Raw genomic sequence first — 22,782 nt, 5'->3', positions numbered from 1 at the left:
TGAAAATTTCCTTTTTAATCTTTAAGTATATGCCCAACACGCTTGAAATAATAGACCGTAGCATAAGGCACAAAAAGCTCTTTGACTGCCATAGCATTGATGATAGTGTCGCATTCGCCCACATACACTTCGATATTTATACCACGCTCTTTTAAAGCCTTTAATGCTGCTTCATCCCATGTGTAGTGTAATAGCTCATGTAGCTCTTCTAGGCTTCCTTGCTTGAAAAATGGTTGCATATTAAAAGAGGAAGGATACACAATATTTTGCATAAAATTTTGTGTATAAGCTTCACCGTTTTTGGAAAATGAGAGGGTTTGAAGCTTTTTAAACTTGGCGTCTTTATCCTGAAAAAAGGCAGGTGAAAAGAGTTGGAGTGTGTCGATGCGTGTAGTAGAGGAAAGAGCGCATTTTAGGGCTTTTATTGCTCCATAACTAAACCCAGCAACGGTAAAGTCGCTTCGGATGAGGTATGGAGCAAAGAGTTCTTGCTCATTGGCAAGGCAAAAACCACTAAAGAACTTCATCAATGATGGCTTTTAAGCGCACTTTGGAGATGCTCTCTACGGTGTAAAGCTCATGAGAGACTTTCTCTAGTACAGTATTCATCCCTTCTAAAAAGTGCTCCAGTTCTTTGTGTGCATTTTCTAAAATAAGCAGTATATCGCTCTCATATGGTATGAGTTTTTCTCCCATGCCATAGACTTCGACCATCTCTTTGGCGATGGCCGTCGCACGACTCAAATCTTCTGTAGCGTTGGTAAACTTTTCATTATAAGCCAGTTTGGTTGCGACCATACCTGCAAGATAGACTTTGATTTTTGAGAGCATTTGGGTTTTTGACTCGATTTCTCGATCCATATCTTTGAGTCGGTCATTGACGATGGTGATTTTGTCGAAGTCTATCTCAAACCAGTACGCACACAGCGCTTTCGCAGCTTGGTATAACGCTTGGATTTTCTTCTCTTCATCGGAGAAACTGAGTACTTTTTTCTTACCCATCAAGACTTTTTGGCGTACAGCTACAAAATCGCCCAGTTCTAGGATGGTTGAGCCTCGGCGAAGCGCATTGATGGCAGCTTCATTGACAAAGGTTGCCAGTGCTGCACCGCTAAAGCCCACACTCATGTTGGCAAGCTCGTTTAAATCGACTTCTGTCGGTTTGTTGCGCATATAGGTTTTCAAAATCTCTAAGCGGTCATTTTTATCGGGAAGTGGGATGAAGATGCGTCTATCAAAACGTCCTGAGCGAAGCAGTGCTTCATCGATAATGTCGATTTTATTGGTTGCAGCGATGACGATGACACCACTGCTGTCTTCAAAGCCGTCCATTTCGGTAAGAAGCTGGTTCAATGTTGATTCGCGTTCATCATTACGCATACCGCCACGCGCACGTCCTACGGCATCAATTTCGTCGATAAAGATGATGGATGGTGCATGAGCCTTCGCTTGAGAAAAAAGCTCTTTAACCCTCTTAGCGCCCATACCAACGTAAATCTGCACAAACGTAGCGCCACTTTGATAGAAGAAAGGCACACTCGCCTCCCCTGCAACTGCTTTGGCGATCATCGTTTTACCCACACCTGGAGGACCTACAAGAAGCACGCCTTTTGGAAGAGTTATGCCATAACGTTTGTAGCGTGCGGGGTTTTTAAGAAAGTCCACGATTTCTTCAAGTTCTTCTTTGACATCTTTGATGCCTGCAACATCTCTAAAACTCACTTGTGCACGAACTGGACGAATGATGCTACTCATAAAAGGATCGTAGCTTGCATAAGCCTTTTGGTTGTTGTCTTGTTCTTTTTTAAGATCTTCTGCGCGTTTTTTGCGTGCATAAATAAGCAGTGCAAACAGTAAACTACCAAGCATGCCTAAAATAATAAGGTCTTCAAAAATAGGATTGGATTTTTTAACTTCAATAGGTACTTTTTTAAGAAGCTCACCAATGTCAATGCCATCTTTGATAATGACAAATTCATCTTTAAGCCCATACAACCATACTTCGTTATCTTCGACTTTTGCTTTTTTAATGCCACCACTTTCTAAAAGTGCATGGTAGGTTGGTAGGTCAATAATTTTAGCAGAATCTCGCACATACCCAAAAGCAAGTAAAACGATAAAAATGCTGAGTGCCATTAAAGAGAGCATCAGTTTTTGGGATTTAAAAATGTGCATAGTTTCCCTCCTGTTTTACTTCGTATTTTTCGATAGTCACCCACTCTTTAAGCAGGTCTCTTGAACTTTGTATAATGACTTTATTAAAAAATTGGTCATAACCGATGTAGTGGTCATCCTTGAACTCTTCGACTAAGACATTGAGAGGTATTGCATTATTTTTTTCTCTAAACATTATGTTTTTCGACTCTATAAGCGCTTCAATACTTTTAAGACGCTCTTTGGCAATATCGCCTTTGACTTCTGGTTTCATGGTCGCAGAAGGTGTTCCGTCACGTTTTGAGTAGGTAAAAGCATGCAAATGTGTGAGTGGAAACTTTTCCAAAGTGGCATATGCCTCTTGCCAAATTTCTTCACTCTCTCCTGGGTGTCCCGTGATAAAATCGGTTCCTAAAGCAAAACCACGCTCACTAAGTTCTGTGAAAAGTTCCAAGTCGCGCTTAACGTTATTGCGTCTTCGCATAAGCTCTAGCATACGTTCAGAAGTGTGCTGAAGTGCAACGTGTAAATGGCGCTCCAACCAAGGCTCACTCAAAATCTCTCTAAAGCTATCGTCAATCTGTACAGGCTCAATGCTCCCAAGACGAATACGACGAACACCCCTAATAGCGCCTAAGCGTTGAACGAGTTTTCCAAGAGAGCTTCCTTTATCTTTACCGTAACTACCGATGTTTGTACCTGTCAGAACAAACTCACCATAGCCATTCAGTGCCAATTTTTGCACTTGTTCGATAATTTTTGCTTCGTCTTGGCTTCGTGCATTACCCCTAACGTAGGGAATAATGCAGTAACTACATCTAAAGTTACACCCTTCTTGGATTTTGATGAAAGCTTTGGTTTTACCTGTGTATTCATGCACAATGGTTTCATCAAGCGAGGTAAGGTCACCGATTTGATAAAACGGTGTATCTTGTTTTAAGAGTGTATTGATCTGCGATTTTTCAGAGTGCCCCATAACGCCAAAAACTTTTTTTTGATTAAAAAGGCTCTCCCCTTTACTGATCGCGCCACAGCCTGCAACGATGACTTTTTTTCCCTCTTTTGTTGCATGGTTAATGTAGCTACGCACACCCGTATCGGCTCCATTGGTAACGGTACATGAGTTTACAACGATGATGTCAGCATTTTGTTCATTTTCGGTGATTTCAAAATCAGTGAGATTTTCCATCATCACTTGGGTATCGTAAATGTTGGTACGACAGCCAAACGTTTTAAAAAAGACTTTTTTCATCGGGACTCTTTGGTGGTTCAGAAGGAACAGGTTTTTCTTGTTTCCCAAAATTGATATTTTGAGTTTGGTAAGCAATGGTGATATCGGACTCTTGGTTAAATGCATCGATGATTTCGCATCCGATAGTACCTCTAAGAGAAAGCGCCGCATATGAATTGGTCATATACCAACAATTGATACAAAAACCTTGTTGTTCAACAAAGGCAAAAATACGAGGTTCTACATTTGTATTTTTAAGGCTGTATTGACTGCGAAGTAAATTGAGCTGTTTTCTCGCGATATCGGTATAACCTTTTGAATATTTTTTGGTAATTTCACGTGCAATATGAACTGCTTTTTTATGATTTGAATCAAACGTGATATAAATATTGATGCCATCCCAAACCGTTCTCATAGTGCTATGCGTATAATTGGAAATAACAGAGGAAAAGATCAGATTGTTTGGAACAAAGAAAATCCTTCCTGCACGTGTATTTTCAAGATAGCTTGTTAAAGTGATGTCTTCTAAAACTGTCATACGAAGCAAAGAGATATCGACAATGTCACCTACGTATGAAAGACCATCTTTTTTGACCTTAATACGATCGCCAACATGAAAACTACCGCCAAAGATGATCACCATCCATCCAAGAATGCTCATAAACCAGTCTTTCATTGCAATCGCGATACCCGCAGAAGCAAATCCTAATACTGTAACAAGGTAGGAAACGTTCTCAATGTAAGAAAAAAGTAAAATGAGAATAATTAAAGTGACGTTTACAAAGTTAATGATTTTATTGGCAGTATAAAAACGATCATTGTCCTTAATATAGCGCTTTGCAACAAATTTGAGTAAAAGTGTGAAAACGATGACGACAACAATGAAAATACCAATGTTAAAGGCACGTTTCATTTGTAACGTAATGTCTTGAGTAACACGGATGGTTGCTTCTTCAACTTTTTTAACGTGTAATGTGTAACTGGTATTGGCTATTTCTTGGGCAGCAATAAAGGCATTGAGCTCTTTTTGTGCTTCATAGACCATATCTTCATTGATCATGATAGGTTCAATTTGGTACAACTCTTCAAGTAACGAGAGTTTTTCTTTGAGTTTTCCGACCAAAAAGTCCAAACGATCAAGACGTACTTTATAATCCATGCTGTCTTGTTTGATCTTTTTAACATATGATAGTGCTGAAATAATCGCAAAAGGGTTGGTGATTTTTGGATAACTTTCAAGCTCAACAGGCTCAACCATTTTGCTAAATGGAGAGTTTTTGAACTCTTGCAATAATTCAATCTGTTTTTCTAAAGATTCTTGTTTAGAGACCAATTTTTCGTATTTTTCAAGAGTAACTTTATCTTTGGTGTTTTTAAATTTTTTAATCTCAGCATCAACCGTTGAGAGCTCTTCAATGAGCTTTTGATAGCTCAGATAATTTCCATAACGCTTGAACCATAAATTATCTTTGATAGCTTCATCAATGGCTGCAATTTTTTGATGAATGGCATCTGTTTTGATGGCATCTTCTAGTTTGGTGCTATTGTTATCTGTTGCGAAAAGAAGAGTCGATGAGAGTAAAACAAGCCAAAGAATTTTTTTAAGCATGGCTTTCTCCTAGTGCTTTTAAAACCGTCTCTTTAGGGACATCACTACGCATTTCATTACCGCCGATACCCTTGGCGAAAATAAATGTGATTTTATCATTGGCACTTTTTTTATCTAAGAAAAATGCATCATAAAATGTTTCTAGCGAATCAATTTTATAGTGTGTTGGTAATTCGTAACGCTCTAAGAGAGCTTTGATACGTAAAGCATCTTCCGCATTAAGAAGGTTTAGTTTGATGGCAAGCGTATTTGCCATGACCATACCAATAGCAACGGCTTCTCCATGCAGATAGGTACTGTAATGGGTCTGATTTTCAATGACATGTGCAAACGTGTGACCATAATTTAAAACAGCACGTATGCCTTTTTCTGTCTCGTCTTGTGAAACGACATCAGCTTTAATCGCGATGCTTTTATGAATTGCGATTTTAAGATTTGTTTCATCACTTAAATCGTGTCGTTCAAGCCATTCAAAAAAGTTTTTATCAAACGTTACTGCCATTTTGATAATCTCAGCAACACCTGCAGCAAATTCACGTTTTGGTAGAGTTTGAAGAAATGTGCTGTCACAATAAACCGCGCGTGGTTGCCAAAAAGAACCGATGAGATTTTTGCCATAACTGTTATTGATACCTGTTTTTCCGCCGACACTAGCATCGACTTGTGCTAAAAGTGTTGTTGGAATTTGGATAAAGTTAATGCCTCTTTGATAAATTGAAGCGGCAAAACCTGTCATATCGCCGATAACACCACCGCCAAAAGCAATCAGCAGGGATTGACGATCCAATCGATGTTCAAAACACGCATTTAAAATGAGATTTAGGCTTTCAAAGTTTTTGTACATTTCCCCATCAGGTAAAATGATGGTATGAAGTTCTTTTGCAGCAATATGGTTTTTGAGTGTTTCAAGGTGCAAAGCCGCAACGGTGGAGTTTGTTACGACTAAAACTTTTGTGTCAAATACAAGTTTTTCTAATTTTCCAATATGAACACTATAATCTTTCGAACTCTGTTTGTTTAAGACAACATTGACTTGCATGCGCTATCCAAAATTTTTTTATTCTATAATACTCAAAAAGCACTTAATTATGCATTGATTGGGATGAATAGTTGGTAATTGTCGGCAAGTTTAAAGTGTAGTTTTTCCATATCAGTTGAAAAAATTGAGAGAAAATTCGCTTCCAAGATTTTTGGGCTAAATGGTAAAAATTGCAAAATATTGTCGCGATTTCTAAGTTTAATCAGTGGGTTTTTATCACTTTGTACGACATCTACTTCACGTCCAAAAATTTTAGAGAGATTATCAAAGTGTTCAATGAGGCTATTTTTTTCATTTTCATGATCTGGATTGTATGAGTAGAGTTTCAGCTCTAGTGAAAGTTGTGTTGCAACATCAAAGATGACAGAAGATTCTTGCTCAATTTCATGAGCATCATTGCTTAGAACAACACCTTGATTTAGGCTACCAAAGCCACGTTTTCCCATTTTGAAAATAGGAAGTTTTGTTTTGTACAGTGTACGTTTGTTCTTTTGAAAAAAGGTATTCATCACAACGATAAGACCGATATCCATTTTCTCCGTATCATCACGCAAAACTTTACGTGGATTTGTCTCAAAATAGTCAATAAGAACATTGATGTGATGATTGCTATAGCTTTTAATTTTCTCAAGTGTTTTTGAATAGGTTGGATTGATGATTTTGATATGTAATTTGTTGCTATTGAGTTTTGAATGCAGTAAGAGCGAATCATTAATCAGTACGTCAATCTCATCATCTTTCATGCGTAGCATATCGACAAGGCAGTAAATACTGCTACCAAATGGTGAAGGAAATTGTCCTAATTCTCGTTTAATACTTTTAAAAACACTTTGAAGTACTTTTGGATCACCCACAAGAAGTAAAAGATCGTTTGGTAAAAGCATCAGTGCAGGTCTAGGTAAAATCAGTGTGTTTGAACGGTACACCGCTGCGATACGCCACTTGCTTTGTTCAATGGAAGCAAGATGACGGTAGGCGTAAGAGCTTCCAACAGGAACAGAGACTTCCATAATTTCACCAATCCCAAGACCGATATTTTGTGCAACAATCGGTGTATTTGGTAGATGGTCGGTAAAACGAGAAGCGAGAATTTCACGTGAATTGAGCATTAAAAGACGTTTGTCTTCGATCTGTAAGTCCCATCTGTCCATGATGACAATACGCACTTTGCTATCGACACGTCTGATATTGGTATAGGTTGCTTTAACGTCTAGTTCATTAGACATAATGATCATTACTTGAAAAAATTGCTCATTCAAAATAACGGCAAGTTTTTCGTAACTGGTTGGGTCAAACTCGAAAAATTTGAAATTTTCAGGACGTTTTTTAGGTAAAGTTTCCTCTTTGTAGGTCACAATAGTATAGCTATTTTCCCCTGCTTCGGTTTCCATAACCTTTTCTAAAAATTGTTTTGCTAGAATGCCATCAGCGATGATTAAAATTTTTTTCATTATAAAGGTTTACCTTTGCTCCTAAATTACGAGAGGATATTGTAACTAAAATGGAATTTCAGATAGATAAAACCGATGGATTAGCTCGTGCATGTACGATAAAAACGGCACACAGTACCATTCAAACCCCTGTATTTATGCCTGTAGGAACGGTTGGCAGTGTTAAAAGCTTAGACGCCGTCGATATGAATGAAATGCTAGGTGCTAAGATTATTTTAGGTAATACCTATCACCTGTATTTGCGCCCTAATGATGAAGTAGTTAAACATTTTGGAGGGCTTCATGGCTTTACAAAATTCCCTAACAGCTTTTTAACAGATAGTGGTGGTTTTCAAGCATTTAGTTTGAGTGATATCTCAAAAGCAGACAGTAACGGTATTATGTTTAAAAGCCACATTGATGGTTCAACGCACTACTTTACACCTGAAAAAGTGCTTGACATTCAGTACAACCTCAATTCTGACATTATGATGATTTTAGATGATTTAGTCGCACTTCCTGCAACCAAAGAGCGCGTTGCTCTCTCCATCAAACGCACAACCGATTGGGCAAAACGAGCGATAACGTATCATCAACAAAAACAAGCTGAGGGTGTTGGCTTACATCAAAATATTTTTGCGATTATTCAAGGTGGAACCGATAAAGAGTTTAGACACATCAGTGCAAATGAGCTTTGTGCTCTTCCTTTCGATGGCTTTGCTATTGGTGGTCTTAGTGTGGGTGAAAGTAATGATTTGATGTATGAAACCGTTGAGTTTGTCACTCCTTTGATGCCAAAAGATAAACCACGTTATTTGATGGGCGTTGGAACGCCTGAGGATTTGGTGGAAAATGTTGAACGTGGTGTTGATATGTTTGACTGTGTTATGCCAACACGCAACGCTCGCAATGGTTCACTCTTTACCTCTTTTGGCAAACTAAGTATCAAAAATGCGAAATTTGCTCGTGACGAAAGTCCTCTTGATCCTGAATGTGATTGCTATACCTGTAAGCACTATTCACGTGGGTATTTACATCATCTTTTCCGTGCCAAAGAGCTGACCTATTTTAGGCTAGCATCTATTCATAACTTACACTACTATCTTTCTTTGATGAAGCAGATGAGAGAGGCTATATTAAAAGGCGAGTTCAAAGCTTTCAAAGCAGAATTCTATAGGAAACGAGGCAAATAATGCGCTACAAGGTGGACGCTAAAGAGAGTTTTGAGCAAAGTTTGCTCTTTTGGCTTGATCGTTTCATCAAGTCAAAGCTCACCTCTTTATCCAACCGCCATGTTGAAGAAAATGCCAAACTCTCTTCCATCATAGGCTCTTTAAATCATGGCTCTAAAACGATGGAAGAGCTCAAAGAACTAGCGAAAGAAGCCCGAAATATAGGGCTTATTGGGATTAATCTTTTTATTAATCCTTTGGAGAAGTTTTATTATTACATTGTTCCTATGGGTCTTTCATCATTAAAAGAGATTGATGAAGAGCTTTTGAGTGAATTTTTAGCATCTCAAACAGGCTCACTTTCTGATGCTACGAAAAAAAACTACCGAATTGCATTATTAGGACTTTTTAAATTCATGGATAAACAAAATGAGGATGAAAAAGGCAATTCTCATCAATTTCGCATTGAGCTGAAAAACTGGGGTGGACTTGGGGGGCGTAAAGGCGAAAAATTGCCTGCTCATATGTACAAAGAAGAACTTTCTCGCTTCTTTAAAGCCATTGATGAAACTGAGTTTAAGCCCTATGCACAAGCTAAAAATAGACTGCTGATTAAACTCATCATTTTTACTGGAATGCGTGTCAGTGAGGCATTAGGACTTAGAGTGAAAGACATGGTGAAAGATGGAGAGTATTTTGTCTTTCAAATTCGAGGCAAAGGCAATAAGCCACGTACTGCCATGATTAAATGTGAGCATATAGAACATGATTTGCATGAATGGATGGAGTATCGCAGTTCAGATAGTCAGCTTCTTTTTCAAAGCCGAACCGGTAAGCCTCTTACTCAAGCGTATGTGAGTTACATTATGGATAAAATCCTTATGAGTGCAGGCATACGCAAAGAAAAAAATGGAGCGCATATGCTTCGTCATACATTTGCGACACTGCTTTACCAAAAAAATCGTGATCTTATTTTGGTGCAAGAAGCTCTTGGGCACGCTGATTTGAACACGTCACGTATTTATACCCATTTTGATAAAGAACGACTAAAAATTGCAGCAGATACAATGGATGGACTCTCATGAAAAATCTTTTTGAAAAAGTAGATAGTTTTCACCTATCGGACATCAAAAACCCTACACATCCTTCTATTTTCATTGAAGAAGAAGCATATGATATTCTTATTTTATCGCTTCCAAGTATGGTGGATTTGTCTCTAAAAATGGAATCTCATGCTTTTGTGTTTGATCACGAGTCATACTACTATTTTGATAAACAAGCAGCTCAGTTTGTCAATTTTGAAACGATGCAACGTGTGTATGAATTTCTTAATGAAAAAACAAATAATGTCATGAAAATGGTTGCAACGATGCATGAAAGCATCGATATGATGGAAGAAAAGCTGTATGACAATACACGTTTTTCCAATTTTATGCATTATTGGCTTTCAAATAAAAAAGATTTGAGTAGAATTCACAGAGTCTTGAATTTAGGCGTAGAAGTCTTGAATACTTTTATTACAACCTACCTTAAAGAAGAAGATTTTTTAGCAATTCATTTTAAAGATATTCATGAACATATCAGCCGAACAAATCGTTCTGCCCTTCTTGCTACCGATAAGCTGAACAACCTTTACAACTTTTATACCAGTCGTAGCAATGAAAAAATGAATCGTACGATTTATCTTTTGACCATTCTCTCTGGTATTTTTTTACCACTACACTTTGTTGCAGGCTATTTTGGTATGAACTCTCAAGGACTTCCTTTTAACGAAATTCCTTATGGTACAAGCTTAGTAACGCTTATAATGGCAGGATGTGCTTTAGTGATGACAGGATTGATTCTCTTTTTGAAAAGAAGGCTTTAATCTTCTTTATCTTTGAGATGTTTTTTGGGGTAGTCAAAAAAGAGAATATGTCCGCTCTCTTCTGTAATCTCTTTAAAATGTGAGACGTCAAAGCTAATACACACAATAGCGCACGTAGGAATGTTACTCAAAATGGCACCACTTAGACGTTCACCAACTTCTGTAATAGCAGGGTTGTGTGCAATGATGAAGATAGATGAGTGTTTATTGTCTGTTTGATGAATAAGATCTAGATAGCTTTCGTATGAGCCTTCATAGAGTGCATCTGAGCTAATGATGCGTTTTTTCTCACAATCTATCTCTTTCGCGATCTCTTTAGCTGTTTTAAGAGCACGTTTTGCAGGGCTTGTATAGATAAGATCAGGCATAACATGAAACATTTTTAAACGTTTTCCCATAAAGACAACATCGCGTTTTCCACGACCATTCAGTGGTCGTTCAAAATCACTGAGTGTTTCATCTTTCCAGCTTGATTTTGCATGTCTGATTAAATAAATCTTTTTCATCACTACCCTTTCATCAATTCATATTATAGACGAGAAAGTATGAGATTAAAATAAAAAGTTTTCATTGACCCAATTTAAGACGAGTCTTCGGTTGACCGCAAAGAAAGGAAGCTCTTCACGAAGGACGATTTCAAGCTTCTTCATAGAGTACTCATCAAGCCTTAGATCATACGCAACACGGTTCATCATCATAACCATCTGTTTTGCAGAACTTTTATCGAATTTTTCACTGCCTTCAGCTTCAAAAAAAGTGGCTTCATTGTACGTAGTATCATCGTGTTGATAGTCATCAAATTGCAAAAAATCTTCTTGTATGCGCAAACTCATACGGACTCCTTTTTCGGTAGTAAAAATGTTAACAAAAATGCCACCATCGCAATAGCAGCGCCTATGAAAAAGACTGCACTCGTGGAGTAAATCCAAATAATACCCAATGTAAACGGTAAAAAAACCGCAGAAATATGGTTAATGGCAGAAGCAACACCTGATGTCACTGAAATATCTTTTGGATCGGCTATTTTTTGAAAATAGGTTTTTAAAGCAATCGCAATCGTATAAAAAAGATTGTCTAAGATATACAAAGTCACTGCCATGATTTGAGATTGTACCAAACCATAGAGGATAAAAATGAGAACAATGCAGATATATTCTAATTTCAAGGAGAGATTTTCTCCAAAACGCTCAATCAGTTTACCAGCATAGGGTGCACAAATCATGTTAATGATAGTATTGGCTATGAGTAGCAGTAACATATTTTCAACACTGAAATGAAATTTTTCAACCAGTAAAAACCCTGCAAAAACAACGACGATTTGGCGACGTGCCCCTGCTAAAAATGTCAAGATATAAAAAAGCCAATACTCTTTACGTAAAAAGAGCCTGGTTTCTTGTACTACATCATCTTTAAAATGTTCAAATCCCATCCATGCAATGACAGCCAAAAGCATAGTGACGCCACCACTAAATACATACACAGCGATATAGCCAATATTTAAAATTTGCATCATGATATAGAGAAGCCCCAAAATAAAGAGTGCCATAAATGAACGAAGGGCTGAGAGTTTACCTAAAAAAGAAGGGGCTTGTTCTTTTTGAATCCACTGTAAAGAGAGTGAGCTATGCAACGTCTCAAGATAATGAAATCCAACAGACATAAGCAGCGTTGTTGCATAGAGCCCAATTGTTGAAGGAAAAAAACCTGTTAAAAGTGTTCCTAATCCTAATAAAAATAGTGAAACATACGCAGCCGTTTGTTGCCTAAAAATCATGAGAATAAAAACAATACTAAAGGCTAACAGTCCTGGAATTTCACGAATACTTTGGAGTAAACCAATTTTCTCGCCATTAAAGCCTGCTACTTCAACCACAAAGTTATTGAGCAAAGCGTTCCAAGCAGTAAATGCAATGGGAACGGCAGCCGCTAGAAGATAGAGTAGCTGCTCACGTGAGGCAAAAAATGAGGCTTTAATGTTCATAGTTGAGTCGGTACCCTATTCCACCTTGATTTTCGATGGTGTCTTCAGGAAGTTTTTTACGTAGTCTTTTTACTAAGGCACGAATGTTTTCAGTTGTTGTAAGCTCTCCACCCCAAACATACTGTTCAATACGCTCAAAAGAGATATTTTTATTAAGATTTTTCGTAAAAAGGTTCAGTAATAAAATCTCTTTTTTAGCTAACTTTACCTCTTCTCCATTTCCATCAAGCAGTTGTTCATGCTCCATCGAATACGTAAATCCCTCTGGCAAATTTACAAGGCAGATTTTTGGTTTACAAAGTTTTTCAATTTTAGTTTCTAGTTCATACATATAAAAAGGTTTTTTGAGATACTCATCACATCCTTTACTATAAGCTTCTTGGATAGTGTCAAGCTCGACGTTGGCACTGATGATAATTGCAGGAGTGGAATCATCCATACTACGAATCTCTTTAAGAAGACTGAGTCCATCAATGCCAGGAACATTGATATCTAAGATAAAACAGTCATAGCCGTTATCGATTGCTTCAAGGGCACGTTTACCATCACTAAAGAGATTAACGTGGTATTTTTTCTGCTCCAAAGCTTCAACAATGAGATTGGCTAGACGTTCATTATCTTCAAGTATCAATATTTTCATGCAGCTCCTTTAGCTTTTTTAATTGTAATACAAATTTGTGCACCATGTTTCTTTTGTTTTGCGATAATTTTACCACCCATTTTATCTTCAATAATCAAACGAGCCATATAAAGACCAAACCCATCTCCATTTGCTTTGGTACTCATAAACGGATCAAAAATAGACTCTAGTTTGTTTTTTTCAATACCACAACCATCATCACTGATAGAAAGATAGATATGATTTTCATCGCTGTCAAGTTCGATGTCAATCACACCTTCTGTACTTTGAGTCTCTCTTTTTTTCACAATACTATCTTTTGCATTATTAATGATGTTTAAAACGCACTGTTTAAATTCATTAGGATAGCCAAAAGCTAAGAGTTGTTCTGGTTGTTTTTGAAGAATATGAATCGTAATATAGTTATATTTGACATTATGATTGACAACAGTTAAGAGTGTATCGATGGCTTCTCGTACATCAAACGCTGTTTGCATCGATGATGGCTTGATGAATTGTCTAAAATCATCGATAGTGTTTGACATATATTTGACTTGTGTCATGATGTCATCAACGAATTTTTGAGTATCTTCCTCATCTAAAGGCTTCCTTCTGCGTTTATAGATAAGCTCTTGCGCAATAGCCGATATCTCAACCAGTGGCGTTTTCCATTGGTGTGCGATGCTTGCGATCATCTCGCCTACTTCAGATTGTTTTGAACGTTGAATGACAAATTGTTCGTGACGTTTACGTTCTGTATCGATACGCTTTTTCTCAGTAATATCTGTTAGAACGGTTACAACGCCTGCTTCTTGATTGTTTTCATCGGTATAGTAAGTACGTCTCACAGCAAAAATGATTTTATCTTTAAACGGCATTTGCATCTCTATTTCAGAACTATTAGGACAATCAAGTGGCACTTCTTGGATAGCATCACAAATTCCTGGCATGACTTCTTTGACGTGTTTGCCAATAATATCTATTTTATCACGTTCTAAGATATGACATAAAAGATCATTACATCCTAAGATTTTTCCATCATTCGCTTTCCAAAAGATGGCACTTTGGATGTTATTTAAAAGAACATAGTCTAATTTTCCTTGTCGCAATAACTCTTTTTCCAATGAAATACGTTTAATAATGTTAAGTACCAAAATGGTTGTTAGTAAAAGAAGCAGTGGCATGAGTGCAAAAGCATTTTCAACAAATTTTCGGTGTTTCTCATAGAAACTTTCAACGCCATTGAGTATTTCTGAAGGGCTAGGAACATCGGTTAATGCAATGCCAAATTTACGCAAGACGTTATTATCAAAATAATAGCTTCCTGAAGGTGTCTCAACGGGTATGGAACTAATTTTTCTTCCATTTATGATCTCAAACGCTTTTTTGGCAGCCAGCATGCCTTGCTCATAAGGGTTAATCATAAATCCACCAATGACCCCCTCACCTACGTGAATGTGATTGAGTGCGAACACAGGATATTTTGAGCGTTGAAAAAAAGCTTGAAGTTTATAATAAGGTATATAAGCACCATACATATCGCGATAAAAACTGGTAAATAATATGGCACTATGCTTTGGAAGTTTATTTATTTTTTCGTCAATCATATTAAAATCGATCTGATTGTCAAAAACAACACGAAATTTATCTTTGAAATAATTAGACTCTTCAATGATCTGATCTTTAATCACAAGCGATGAATAAGCATCGTCACTGATAATATAAACCATTTTAATGGCAGGGAAAAGTTGATAGATAAGTTCTAGGTTTTTACGAATATCTTTGTATTCAACGACGCCTGTGACATACTGTTTAAGGTACGTATCTAACTCTTTTGGGTTAAAGTTTTCTACACCACAAAAAACCACAGGTGTGTTGGGAAACAGTTCACGATGGTATTTAAGCACAAAGTCATAGGCATAGTTGTCAGCTGCAATGATAGCTTTATAGTTTCTATTTTTGAATTTCTTCTTATATAAATCTAGAAGTTCTTCAAAATAGTTTTCTGATTCTATCTTTTTACTATCCATATATTCTGTTGTCAATTCATAATGCGGATGTTTTAACATTACATCTTCAACGCCACGTGAAATACCATCACTCCATTTTAAACCTTTATTGTAGGAATGCAGCAATAAAATTTCATTACTATATAAGAATGAGCTATAACAAAATAGCACCATTATAATTTTCAATATCTTCATAAAAATCCAGTCATATTCTTTTTTTTAATTTTACCAAAAAAGTCCAAATATAAAATTTATCTATAAAAAAACAGTTCACATATATTTTTTAAGATTTTTGTAAGTATAATGTCATGTTTTTTCGTAATTTTATCAAAAAAGTCTCATTTATATCTCTTTTATCGCCATATAATTACAGCAGTCTTAATTATGAGATGTTGAGTAAAATTTATTGATGGAGGTTTCGCGATGTCGAAAAAAGCAATATCCATGCTGATTCCAGTATTGGTAGTGTTGGTTGTTTGGTTTATCCCTGCTCCTGAGGGATTGAGTGCGAATGCTTGGCACTTTATGGCAATCTTTTTAGGAGTTGTCGTAGGTCTTGTTCTTGAGCCAGTTCCTGCTGCGCTTGTTGGTTGGGTTGGCGTATGTTTAGTTGCCTTAATGGGCATTATTGACCCAAAACCTGCTGAGGGCATTAAATGGGCACTTTCTGGTTTTTCCAACTCTATTATTTGGTTAATCTTCGCTGCATTTATGTTTGCGGCTGGTTATCAAAAAACAGGTCTTGGTAAAAGAATCTCTCTTATCATGGTTAAATTTATGGGTAAAAGCTCATTAGGCCTTGGTTATGCCGTTGCGTTTGCTGACCTTCTTCTTGCTCCATTTATGCCTTCAAATACAGCAAGAAGTGGTGGTACAATCTTCCCAATCGCAATTAACATCCCACAAATTTTTAACTCTACTCCAGAAAATGAGCCAAGAAAACTTGGTGCATATATTTCATGGGTAGCGATGGCTGCAACATGTGTTACAAGTTCTATGTTCCTAACAGCACTTGCTCCAAACCTTTTAGCAATCGATCTTATCGCTAAAAGTGCTAAAGTAAGTATTGAATGGGGCGCATGGGCAAAAATCATGATTCCTTTAATGTTGCCACTTTTCTTATTAACACCACTTTTGGCATACATTGTATATCCTCCAACACAAAAACAATCTCCAGAAGCTCCTATTTGGGCAGCGAATGAACTTAAAAAAATGGGTTCTATCACTTTTAAAGAGATTATGATGTTATTGTTTGCGGTACTTGCACTTGTTCTTTGGATCTTCGGTAAAGAACTTGGCATTGATGCTACAACTGCAGCGATCTCTATTGTTGGTTTAATGGTTCTTTGTAACGTTATCTCTTGGGATGACATCATCGGTAACAAAGGTGCTTGGAACGTTTTAGTATGGTTTTCAACTCTTGTTGCTCTTGCAGGTGGTTTGGCAAAAGTTGGTATTCTTAAATGGATCGGTACTTTAGCAGAGTCTTCATTAACAGGACTTGCTCCACTTTCATTGATGATTGCGATGATTGTAGTATTCTTCTTATTACACTATTTCTTTGCGAGTGTTACTGCGCACGTTTCTGCGTTAGTTCCAGTTTTCGCTTTGATCGCAGTTAAATTCATTGCTCCAGATCAATTACCAGCATTTATGATTCTTTTAGCAGGTAGCCTTGGTATTATGGGAATTATCACTCCATATGGTACAGGTCCTTCACCAATTTGGTATGGTGCTGGTTATATCAGCCAAGCACGTTGGTGGGCACTAGGCGCACTATTTGCTGCTATTTATCTTGCAGTATTACTTTTAGGCGTATTCATTTTTGTATAATACGAAAGGTACATCCCAGTTTTGGGATGTACACTTTTACAAATCTTTATTCGTAAAGATTTGTAGAGGTGCCCTCCTTTTAAATGTAAACTCAACAAAGCACCTCTGCCACCTAGTACTATGTGTGACAAAAACCAACTTTTTCGGAGAGGAAAAATGAGAGAAATCAAGTACGAAGACATCGTCAAGAGTGTAAAGGATATGATCCTTTATAGTGCAACAAACTTGCCTAAAGATGCTTATAAAGCAATGCAAGATGCATACAACAATGAAAAAAGTGAAGTATGTAAAGCAGTTTTGAAGCAAATCTTAGAGAATGCAGATATCGCTAAAAATGAAGAGAGACCTCTTTGCCAAGATACAGGCTTAGCTGTTTTCTTTGTTAAAGTCGGTGAAGATGTAAAAGTTGTTGGTGGAAGCCTTAAAAAAGCAATCAACGAAGGAACAGAACAAGGTTATAAAGAGGGTTATTTAAGAGCGTCTACCTGTCATTGGGATACACGAGCTAACCTAAAAGATGAAGTTGGCTATAACTTACCAGCTATTATTCACTTTGACATTGTTGAAGGCGATAAAATTGAAATTGAATACGCTGCAAAAGGTGGCGGTTCTGAAAACGTCTCACGTGCTACAGTATTCCCTCCTGCAAAAGGTAGAAAAGGTATTATCGAGTACGTAAAACAAGTTATTTCTGATGCAGGTCCAAATCCATGTCCTCCACTTACTGTTGGTGTTGGTATCGGTGGTACATTTGAAAAAGCAGTTATCTCATCTAAACACGCACTTTTTAGAGATCTTGGTAGCAAAAACCCAGATCCAGTTCTCCAGTCAATGGAAGATGAATTGATGGTTCTTCTTAATAACTTAGGTATTGGTGCTATGGGTATGGGCGGAACACAAACTGTTCTTGGTGTTCACATTGAGAAAAATCCATGTCATATCGCAAGTTTACCAGTAAGCGTTAACGTCCAGTGCCACAGTACTAGACATATGCATATTACGTTATAAGGAGAACATTATGAGCAAAACTTATCATTTAACAGCACCACTTAGTGACGCAGACGTAGTACAACTTAAAGCAGGCGATATTGTTTATTTAACAGGCGTTGTTTATACAGCACGTGACGCAGCACATAAAAAATTAATCGATCTTTTAGATGCAGGTCAACCTCTCCCATTTGATATGAATGGCGCAGTAATCTATTTTGTTGGACCAACTCCTCCAAAACCAGGTGATCCAATCGGTAGTGCTGGCCCTACAACAAGTTATAGAATGGACTCTTACTCTCCAAGACTTATCAATGAGCAAGGTCTTAAAGGTATGATTGGTAAAGGTAAACGTAATCAAGACGTTATTGATGCGTGTGTTAAATCTAAAGCAATTTACTTTGGTGCAACAGGTGGTGCGGGTGCACTTCTAGCACGCCAAATTAAAAGTGCTGAAGTTATCGCATACCCAGAACTAGGCCCTGAAGCAATTCGTAGACTTGAAGTTGTAGACTTCCCATTAACTGTTATTAACGATACTTATGGTGCAGACCTTTATAAAATTGGTCGTGCACAGTACGAAGTATTGTAATTACTCTAAAAATAAAGCAAGAGAGTCTATATTTTAGACTCTCTTATGTTCTTTCGTAAAATTTTTATCAAAATTATTTGCCAGATGCATTACTCTTTTGATAAAGGTTTCAAAAAAGTCTTACATCCGTGATAAAATATCACATATATTTTATTTTAGGTTGTTGCTGTATTTATGCCTTCAATATGTTTACAAATTAGATATCGGTGATAAAGGATAATGTATGAAAGTTACAGTTGGTTATGGAAAAGATGAAAAATTTGATTTAGATATTCGTGAGCAGCAGCTTGTAGGTGTTTACAATCCTAACAGTGTTGCAAAAATTGATTATAACCATGCGATTGATGTTGCATTAGAAAAACCAATAGGTAAAGAGAGTTTTGATCATTTTATTGATACTAATGAGCGTATTGTTTTCATTGTCAATGATGGTACACGCCCTACTCCTACTCGTAAGGTTCTTGCGCGCATCTATCCAAAAATCAAAGATAAAGACATTTATTTTATTGTTGCAACAGGGTGTCATAGAGCGCCTACTGAGGAAGAATGGCATTTTATCTTGGGCAAAGAGATTTACGAAGATTTAAACGCTAAAAATCGTCTTTGGAGCCATGACTCTAAAAAAGATGAGATGGTTTATCTTGGTAAGTCAAGCAATGGAACAGAGATGTACCTCAATAAAATCGTTGCCAATGCGAAAAAAGTGTGTGCTATCGGTTCTGTTGAACCACATTATTTTGCAGGTTATACAGGTGGACGTAAAGCCTTCTTACCAGGTGTTGCAGCGTACGAGACGATTCAGCAAAATCATCTTTTAGCACTTCATCCCAATGCACAAGCTCTTTCCTTAAAAGGTAATCCAGTGCATGAAGATATGATGGATGCAATGGGTGTGCTTAAACATATCGATGTATTTGCCATCATGACGGTACTGGATAGTGACCATGATATTTGCGCTGTAAGAGCGGGTGATTTAAGTGATTCTTTTTATGCAGCCATCGATAAAGCGGATGAAGTCTTTTGTGTGAACATTCCTCAAAAAGCGGATATTGTGATCTCTGTAGCTCCTTATCCAATGGATATTGACCTTTATCAGTCACAAAAATCCCTAGATAACGGCAAATTAGCACTTAAGGAGAATGGTATTCTAATCATGGTTGCAAAATGTAGAACCGGTATTGGTGAAGAAGGTTTCTTTAAACTCATGAGTTCTGCGCACTGCGCGCAAGAAGTGCTCAATAAAATCAAATGCGGTTATAAATTAGGCTATCACAAAGCAGCCAAAATGGCAGAAATTAATCTTTGGGCACAAAGCTGGGCAGTGAGTGAGCTGAGTGATGAAGAGATGAAAGCAGTTCATCTCAAACCATACCATGATTTGCATATCGCTTTAGAAGATGCCATTAAAGAAAAAGGTGAAGATGCAAGCATTATAGTGCTGCCATTTGGTTCTATTACGGTTCCAAAATTGGTAAATAACTAAGAAAAGGGAGAGAATAATGAGAGTTCTTTATTACGATTGCTTTAGCGGTATAAGTGGCGATATGCACTTAGGAGCTCTTCTTGATTTAGGTGTTGAAGAGGACTACTTAAAGCGAGAACTCTCAAAACTCTCTTTGGATGCTTCATTTGAGCTTGTCATTCAAAAGAGGTGTAAAATGGGCATTTGTGGAACAAAAGTTGATGTAACGTTAACGCATCAGCATTCCACATGGCACACTAATCCACATACGCATCATCATTCACATGAACATCGTACATTTAGAGATATTGAAGCCATTATCACCCATAGTACACTTACAAACGCCATTAAAGAACGAAGTTTGAAAATGTTTTGGGAAGTGGCCTTGGCAGAAGGGAAAATACATGGAAAAGAGCCTTTGGATGTTGGTTTTCATGAAGTAGGTGCTGTTGATTCTATTGTCGATATCGTGAGCGCTGCTATCTGTTTAGAAGCCCTAAAAGTTGATAAAATCATCGCTTCTAAAATAGAGCTAGGCGGCGGTTTTGTGCAATGTGAACATGGTACCCTTCCCATCCCTGCTCCGGCAACCGTAGAAATTTTAAAAAATGTACCTGTAACATTAGGTCGTGTGCCATTTGAAACCACAACACCCACAGGTGCAGCCATCATTAAAGCAAATGTTGAAGCGTATGAAGAAAAGCCCTCTTTTGTGATTGAAAAAATTGGGTATGGTATTGGTCATAAAGATTTTGCAATTCCTAATGTTTTGCGTGTCATGTTAGGGCATGAAGATGCTATCTCTTTAGTGCCTGAAGAGATTGTTTTAGAAACCAATATCGATGATATGAGCCCTGAAATACTCTCTTATGTGGAAGAGCGTCTTTTTGAGGCCGGCGCTAAAGATGTTTATACTACCGCCATTACGACTAAAAAAAATCGTTTGGGTGTTAAGCTTAGTGTTTTAGTCAGTGCTGAGAATGAGGCAAACGTGATGGATATAATCTTTTTAGAGAGCTCATCTATTGGGCTTAGACGTTCAGCGGTACAAAAAATTGCATTGAATCGTGAAATTAAAACAGTGACAACACCTTATGGAATGATAAGTGTCAAATGTGCTTTTTTAAATGGAAAAATCGTGAAGTATAAAGCAGAGTTTGAAGAGTGTAAAAAAGCAGCACTAACACATCATGTACCTATTGCGCAGGTTTATGAATGTGTGGCTATGGCAATGAGGACATGATGTATAAAAAATATGAACAGTTAAAAGAAATTATTGCATCGTATGAGAGCCTTGTTGTAGCATTTTCAGGTGGTGTTGATAGCACATTTTTACTCAAAATAGCTTACGATGTTTTAGGAGATAAAGCAATAGGTATTACAGCTTCAACGCCTTATATTGCTACATGGGAAATCGATGATGCCATCTGCATTGCACGTGAGATTGGTGCAAAGCATGAAATAGTTCAAAAACCTTGGATTGAAGCCATTCGTAATAATCCAAAAGAGAGATGTTATCTCTGTAAACATGCCTTATTTTCCTCTTTGCTCGATGTCGCTCATCAAAAAGGTTTTAGTGTTGTAGCAGAGGGAAGTAATGTGGATGATACCAAAGAGCATAGGCCTGGACGTGTGGCACTAGGAGAACTGGGTATAAAAACCCCTCTTTTAGATGCAGGGCTTACGAAAGAAGAGATAAGAGCTTTATCAAATGCATTGGGACTGAGCACGTGGGATAAACCCTCCTATGCGTGTCTGCTCACGCGTTTCCCATACGATAAGCATATTGATGAAAAGGCACTTCGTATGGTTGATCATGCTGAGGCATATATGATTGATCAAGGGTATGGAAATATTCGTGTTCGCTACGTAGAAGGATTAGCACGACTTGAAATACCAATGGAACATAGTCTTCATCTCATAAATGATAAACGCTTAGGTGATATATGTTCATATTTAAAATCACTTGGATTTTCATATGTTACGTTAGATTTAGAAGGGTATCGTCACGCCTCAGTGATGGAATCTTTGAATGTAGGAGTATAAAATGTGTGCACAAGGGATAGAAAAGCTCTTAGAAGCAGTAAAAAATGGTGATGTAAGTATTTCTGATGCACTTAAAAAAATTAAGGCACTTCCCTTTGAAGATGTTGATTTCGCAAAAATTGATCATCATAGAGGTATTCGTTTGGGATACCCTGAAGTGATTTACGGCGAGAGTAAAACACCTGAGCAGATTGCTCAAATTACCCAAAAGCTTTTGGATAAGGAAAATAATATACTGATTACTCGAGCAAATGAAGAAGCGTATCTAGCCGTTCTAAAGATAGCACCAGAAGCTAAATATAACGCTATGGGTAGAACAATTACAATTGAGAGAGAAACCGTCACCCCTCCTTCAAGCTATATAGCTATCATCGCAGCTGGTACTTCAGATCTGTATGTGGTTGAAGAAGCGTATGAAACAGCTCGAATTTTAGGCAATAATGTTAAAAAAATCGTTGATGTTGGTGTGGCGGGGATTCATCGTTTATTTGCACATCTTGATGACATTCAAAATGCCAAAGTCGTTATCGTCATAGCAGGTATGGAAGGTGCACTTGCGAGTGTCATCGGTGGTTTGGTCGATAAACCTGTCATCGCTGTTCCAACCAGTGTGGGATACGGTGCAAGTTTTGGAGGTGTTGCGGCACTTCTTTCTATGCTCAATAGTTGTGCGAGTGGTGTCAGTGTTGTGAACATCGACAATGGTTTTGGTGCTGCATATAATGCGAGTATCATCAACCATTTATAATTA

At 37.4% G+C, this 22,782-nt stretch carries 21 protein-coding genes; 10 read left to right on the top strand and 11 right to left on the bottom strand.

What is annotated here, in order from left to right:
* Nucleotides 1-14: 14 nt before the first annotated feature.
* From bioV to UCH001_RS07210, 6 genes are read right to left on the bottom strand one after another with little or no spacing between them, the layout of a single operon-like run.
* Nucleotides 15-527, bottom strand: coding sequence for a pimelyl-ACP methyl ester esterase BioV (bioV, locus tag UCH001_RS07235; protein WP_067176251.1), 513 nt, complete (start codon nt 525-527; stop codon nt 15-17).
* Nucleotides 514-2,175: an AAA family ATPase gene (locus tag UCH001_RS07230; protein WP_067176248.1), complete on the bottom strand. Its 1,662-nt coding sequence runs from the start codon at nt 2,173-2,175 to the stop codon at nt 514-516. Before UCH001_RS07230 ends, bioV begins: the two co-directional genes overlap by 14 nt.
* Entirely contained in the window at nt 2,162-3,406 is a 1,245-nt protein-coding gene (gene mtaB, locus UCH001_RS07225) for a tRNA (N(6)-L-threonylcarbamoyladenosine(37)-C(2))-methylthiotransferase MtaB (protein ID WP_067176245.1), read from the bottom strand. The genes UCH001_RS07230 and mtaB overlap by 14 nt, the downstream gene beginning before the upstream one ends.
* Complete coding sequence (locus tag UCH001_RS07220) at nt 3,387-4,994, bottom strand: mechanosensitive ion channel family protein (protein WP_067176243.1); 1,608 nt, start codon at nt 4,992-4,994, stop codon at nt 3,387-3,389. The genes mtaB and UCH001_RS07220 overlap by 20 nt, the downstream gene beginning before the upstream one ends.
* Nucleotides 4,987-6,033, bottom strand: coding sequence for a 3-dehydroquinate synthase (gene aroB / locus UCH001_RS07215; protein ID WP_067176240.1), 1,047 nt, complete (start codon nt 6,031-6,033; stop codon nt 4,987-4,989). The genes UCH001_RS07220 and aroB overlap by 8 nt, the downstream gene beginning before the upstream one ends.
* A gap of 47 nt (nt 6,034-6,080) precedes the next feature.
* Nucleotides 6,081-7,484, bottom strand: a complete 1,404-nt coding sequence (locus tag UCH001_RS07210) for a COG3400 family protein (RefSeq protein ID WP_067176238.1) — start codon at nt 7,482-7,484, stop codon at nt 6,081-6,083.
* A gap of 50 nt (nt 7,485-7,534) precedes the next feature.
* Here UCH001_RS07210 and tgt point away from each other — a divergent pair, with 50 nt between their 5' ends.
* From tgt to UCH001_RS07195, 3 genes are read left to right on the top strand one after another with little or no spacing between them, the layout of a single operon-like run.
* Nucleotides 7,535-8,656, top strand: coding sequence for a tRNA guanosine(34) transglycosylase Tgt (gene tgt / locus UCH001_RS07205; RefSeq protein WP_067176235.1), 1,122 nt, complete (start codon nt 7,535-7,537; stop codon nt 8,654-8,656).
* Entirely contained in the window at nt 8,656-9,720 is a 1,065-nt protein-coding gene (locus UCH001_RS07200) for a tyrosine-type recombinase/integrase (protein ID WP_067176233.1), read from the top strand. The genes tgt and UCH001_RS07200 overlap by 1 nt, the downstream gene beginning before the upstream one ends.
* Nucleotides 9,717-10,502 (top strand): magnesium transporter CorA family protein, encoded by a 786-nt coding sequence (locus UCH001_RS07195; protein WP_067176231.1) that lies wholly within the window; start codon nt 9,717-9,719, stop codon nt 10,500-10,502. The genes UCH001_RS07200 and UCH001_RS07195 overlap by 4 nt, the downstream gene beginning before the upstream one ends.
* Here the strand turns inward: UCH001_RS07195 and UCH001_RS07190 are convergent.
* From UCH001_RS07190 to UCH001_RS07170, 5 genes are read right to left on the bottom strand one after another with little or no spacing between them, the layout of a single operon-like run.
* A complete protein-coding gene (locus UCH001_RS07190; RefSeq protein ID WP_067176228.1) occupies nt 10,499-11,008 on the bottom strand; it encodes a histidine phosphatase family protein in 510 nt (169 codons plus the stop codon). The two genes, UCH001_RS07195 and UCH001_RS07190, sit on opposite strands and share 4 nt — an antisense overlap.
* Before the next feature lie 45 nt (nt 11,009-11,053).
* Nucleotides 11,054-11,335, bottom strand: a complete 282-nt coding sequence (locus UCH001_RS07185) for a hypothetical protein (protein ID WP_067176225.1) — start codon at nt 11,333-11,335, stop codon at nt 11,054-11,056.
* Entirely contained in the window at nt 11,332-12,483 is a 1,152-nt protein-coding gene (locus UCH001_RS07180) for an MFS transporter (protein ID WP_067176223.1), read from the bottom strand. The genes UCH001_RS07185 and UCH001_RS07180 overlap by 4 nt, the downstream gene beginning before the upstream one ends.
* Complete coding sequence (locus UCH001_RS07175; RefSeq protein ID WP_067176220.1) at nt 12,473-13,123, bottom strand: response regulator transcription factor; 651 nt, start codon at nt 13,121-13,123, stop codon at nt 12,473-12,475. Before UCH001_RS07175 ends, UCH001_RS07180 begins: the two co-directional genes overlap by 11 nt.
* On the bottom strand, nt 13,120-15,237 hold the full coding sequence (locus UCH001_RS07170) for an ABC transporter substrate binding protein (RefSeq protein WP_231963910.1): 2,118 nt from the start codon (nt 15,235-15,237) through the stop codon (nt 13,120-13,122). Before UCH001_RS07170 ends, UCH001_RS07175 begins: the two co-directional genes overlap by 4 nt.
* Nucleotides 15,238-15,534: 297 nt before the next feature.
* On the opposite strand from UCH001_RS07170, the gene UCH001_RS07165 reads away from it, so the two are divergent.
* The 7 genes from UCH001_RS07165 (at nt 15,535) to larB (ending at nt 22,779) form a co-directional block, all read left to right on the top strand.
* Nucleotides 15,535-16,944 carry a DASS family sodium-coupled anion symporter gene (locus tag UCH001_RS07165; protein ID WP_067176215.1) on the top strand — a complete coding sequence of 470 codons (1,410 nt, stop codon included), beginning with the start codon at nt 15,535-15,537 and terminating at the stop codon, nt 16,942-16,944.
* 156 nt (nt 16,945-17,100) lie between these two features.
* Entirely contained in the window at nt 17,101-17,952 is an 852-nt protein-coding gene (locus UCH001_RS07160; protein WP_067176212.1) for a fumarate hydratase, read from the top strand.
* A 10-nt stretch (nt 17,953-17,962) separates the two neighbouring features.
* Entirely contained in the window at nt 17,963-18,523 is a 561-nt protein-coding gene (locus UCH001_RS07155) for a Fe-S-containing hydro-lyase (RefSeq protein ID WP_067176209.1), read from the top strand.
* A gap of 223 nt (nt 18,524-18,746) precedes the next feature.
* Nucleotides 18,747-20,006: a nickel-dependent lactate racemase gene (larA, locus tag UCH001_RS07150; RefSeq protein ID WP_067176208.1), complete on the top strand. Its 1,260-nt coding sequence runs from the start codon at nt 18,747-18,749 to the stop codon at nt 20,004-20,006.
* A gap of 16 nt (nt 20,007-20,022) precedes the next feature.
* Nucleotides 20,023-21,228 (top strand): nickel pincer cofactor biosynthesis protein LarC, encoded by a 1,206-nt coding sequence (gene larC / locus UCH001_RS07145; protein WP_067176205.1) that lies wholly within the window; start codon nt 20,023-20,025, stop codon nt 21,226-21,228.
* On the top strand, nt 21,228-22,031 hold the full coding sequence (gene larE / locus UCH001_RS07140; protein ID WP_067176202.1) for an ATP-dependent sacrificial sulfur transferase LarE: 804 nt from the start codon (nt 21,228-21,230) through the stop codon (nt 22,029-22,031). The genes larC and larE overlap by 1 nt, the downstream gene beginning before the upstream one ends.
* A 1-nt stretch (nt 22,032) precedes the next feature.
* Entirely contained in the window at nt 22,033-22,779 is a 747-nt protein-coding gene (gene larB / locus UCH001_RS07135; RefSeq protein WP_067176199.1) for a nickel pincer cofactor biosynthesis protein LarB, read from the top strand.
* The last annotated feature ends 3 nt before the right edge of the window (nt 22,780-22,782 follow it).

The organism is Sulfurospirillum sp. UCH001 (assembly GCF_001548035.1).
GTDB lineage: Bacteria > Campylobacterota > Campylobacteria > Campylobacterales > Sulfurospirillaceae > Sulfurospirillum.
This window is presented reverse-complemented; position numbering and strand designations above follow the sequence as displayed.